A 3,785-nucleotide genomic window follows, 5' to 3' on the forward strand; every position below is an offset into this window, starting at 1 on the left:
GCCGTCAGCTACAAAAAGACGAGTTTGAGTTTGAATTGACTGGCAAGGAAGATCATATTCACCAAACGAAGAAAAACACTGCAGCTGGGAAAGTCCAGTTTGATACGGTTGAATATACTAAAGCAGGTGAATACCATTACACTATTAAAGAAAAAAACAATGGTCTAGGTGGTATCACTTATGATTCGAAAGAAATAAAAGTTACTGTCAAAGTTACAGATGACGGCAAAGGAAAACTGAATTCTGAAATTTTCTATGAAAATGATGATCAAACTTTCAAGAACACATACTCAGCTACTAAAACAAATGTACAACTCTCTGTTAAGAAAGCATTGACTGGTCGCAAACTGAAAGCACAAGAGTTTGAGTTTGATTTAGTTGATAATACTGAGGTTAGTCCAACTGTCGGTAAAATCTTGCAAACTGTTAAAAATAACGCCAATGGTGAGGTCAATTTCAAATCATTGGAATATACTAAAGCAGGAACTTATGAATATTTTATCCGAGAGAACAAAGGTTCTGCACCAGGAGTTACCTATGACCAAAAATTTATCACGGTAACAGTAGAAGTCAAGGAGAAATCCGGTAAACTTGAAGTTAGCAAAGTGACTTATATGACAGATGGAGAAGAAATTAAAAAACCAACTTTCAATAATCGCTATACTCCAGTTAAAACATCTGCTAAGTTAGAGGTGAAAAAGGTTTTAACAGGTCGTCCTCTTCAAGAAGGTGAATTTGAATTTGAACTCAAAGATCTACAACGAAATAAAAAGATTTTAGAAACTGTAAAAAATACGGCTGATGGTAAGGTTCAATTCAAAGAGCTTAAATATACTAAAGCAGGAATCTATCATTATACCATTAGTGAAAAGGCTGGTGATGTTCCAGGAGTTGAATATGAACCGAATCTTATCTCGGCAACTGTAACTGTCGAAGATAAGGGAGGAAAGCTTGAAGTTACAAAGATCACTTATTCGAAAGCTGGTGAGGAGACGAAGGATCCAACCTTTATCAACCAATACACTCCAGGAAAAACGTTTGCCCGATTAGAGGTAAATAAAATTCTGACAGGCCGTCAGCTACAAAAAGACGAGTTTGAGTTTGAGTTGAAGGAAGATGGTAAACCAGATGTTCTTCAAACGGCTAAAAATGATGCCCAAGGAAAAGTTCGGTTCCAAGTTATTAACTACGACAAAGCAGGTGAGTACCACTACACCATTACAGAAAAAAATAATGGTCTGACAGGAGTTACTTATGACTCGAGCAAAGTCAAAGTCACAGTTAAAGTAACGGATGATGGTAAAGGGAAGCTAAGTACTACTGTGACTTATGACGGTGGTAAAACGACCTTTAAGAATACGTTCACACCAAAAGAAATCACAGTGCCACTGCAGGTGACAAAAGCCTTAACGGGTCGAAATCTACAAGATGCCGAGTTTGAGTTTGAATTGTACGATGGACAAAACAAGCTACTTGAAACAGTTAAAAATAAAGCGGATGGTACGATTCCTTTCACAGCTCTTAAGTTCACCAAGACTGGTCTCTATAACTATCTTATCAAAGAGAAAGCTGGTAAGGTTCCAGGTGTTGACTACGATAAACAACCAATTAAGGTTACCATTCGTGTTCAACAGGAAGAGGATGGACAGTTGATTTACAATATCGTCTACCTCGGTTTTGACGAGAGCGGTAAGAATAAAATTTCTAAACAAAGCTTTACAAATAAATATACTGCCAAAGGTACCGATGCTACTTTCTCTGTCACGAAGAAATTAACCGGACGTACTTTGAAGGATGGCGAGTTTAGTTTTGATCTGAAAGAAGATGGCAAGGCAGATGTTCTTCAAACCAAGAAGAATGATAAAGCTGGTAAGGTTCAATTTGATGCAATCAAGTATCAAACTGTTGGTACCCACAAGTACACCATTACAGAGAAAAACACAGGATTGGGTGGTGTGACTTACGACACCAAGACCATCAAGGTAACAGTTGAAGTCACTGATAATGGTAAAGGTCAGCTTGTTTCAAAAGTAACCTATGAAAACAATGACCAAACTTTCAACAATACATACTCTAGTCAAAAGGTTAGTGCACAACTAAGCGTGACCAAAGAACTGACAGGTCGTGCATTAAACGATCAAGAGTTTGAATTCGAATTAGTTGGATCTGATGACAACGTTCGTCAGACGAAGAAAAATGTAGCAGATGGTCGTGTCACTTTTGATGCGATTGACTATACAAAAGTTGGCACTTATCATTACACCATCAAAGAGAAAGACAATGGATTAGGCGGTGTAACTTACGACAAGAAAGAAATCAAGGCAACTGTAAAAGTCACTGATGATGGCAAAGGTCAGCTAGTTGCTCAAGTATCTTATGATACAGCTAATCCAACCTTCCGCAATACTTACCTTGCTAAGGAAACAACTGCGACATTAGAAGCGAACAAAGTGCTAACGGGTCGCGAATTGAAAGAGAATGAATTTGCCTTTGACTTGATTGGCCCAGACGGTAAAGTGGTGGAAACCGTTAAGAACGCTAAAGATGGTAAGATTTCCTTCAAAGAGTTGACATTCAAAATAGCTGGAACTTATACTTATACCATTAAGGAACAAGCCGGTACTTTAGGTGGTGTGAAATATGACACCAAAGTGGTTAAAGCAACGGTAACTGTAACCGATGATGGTCAAGGTCAATTACATGCAACAGTTGCTTATGAAAACAACCAAAACACCTTCACGAATACTTATTCATCAGATAAAGCCACTGCAACTCTTTCTGCTAAGAAGCTATTAGAAGGTCGTAACCTCAAAGAAGGGGAATTTGAATTTGAACTGACTGGTACAGACGATCAAGTTCGCCAAACGAAGACAAATGCACAAGATGGTAGCGTCACTTTCGATACCCTTGAGTATACTAAGGTAGGCACTTATCATTACACCATCACCGAAAAAGATACGAAACTCGGCGGTGTGACCTACGATAAGAAAGTGATTAAAGCGACAGTCACTGTTACAGACGATGGTCAAGGCCGATTAGTAACAAAAGTTGCTTATGAAAAAGATGATCAGACCTTCAAGAACACTTACTCAGCTGCCAAAACAAATGCCCAACTCTCTGTTAAAAAAGCCTTGACAGGCCGTGCTTTGAAAGATGGCGAGTTTGAGTTTGAATTGAAAGGCCAAGATGATAAAGTTGTTCAAAGCAAGAAGAATGCTCAAGATGGCAGTGTCACTTTCGACACCATTGAGTACACGAAAGCTGGTACTTATCATTACACGATCACCGAGAAGGATACAAAACTTCAAGGAATCACTTATGATAAGAAAGTCATTAAAGTTACAGTTGAAGTGACAGACGATGGCAATGGTCAGTTGCACGCTAAAGTAAGCTACGATAAGGACGTGAAGACATTTGAAAATCGCTATACTCCACCGAAGAAGGACTTACCGAAGACAGGTACGGTCATTCATACGTTAGCTATTTTCATTGGAATTATCGCCTTAATCGGTGCAGTTTATCTCATCAAAAAGAAATCTTGATAAAATCAAGGTTGCAGAAAAACTATAAGTCTAAAATTGGAAATCTAGTGAGAATTCTCTCAAGAAATGGAGTCTCTCTTTAGATTTCCTTTTTGATGTTTAGGGGAGAAAATGGTGTGAGAAGCAATGGAAGAATTGAAGTCATTTTCGTGGAAAAAACGAACGCGAAAGAAGCTATATAAAGGCTTGAGGTGATTCTCAGGCTTTTCTTATGATAAATTGTAAAATATAGTGCAACAAAAA

1 protein-coding gene is annotated in these 3,785 nt (G+C 38.2%); it reads left to right on the forward strand.

Annotated features, from left to right (window positions below; genetic code table 11):
* The coding region (locus tag HMPREF2984_RS05375) for a Spy0128 family protein (protein WP_142350444.1) at positions 1-3,542 on the forward strand (3,542 nt) is incomplete at its 5' end.
* Positions 3,543-3,785 lie beyond the last annotated feature (243 nt).

Source organism: Streptococcus sp. HMSC066E07 (genome assembly GCF_001814695.1).
GTDB classification, from domain to species: Bacteria; Bacillota; Bacilli; order Lactobacillales; family Streptococcaceae; genus Streptococcus; species Streptococcus hominis.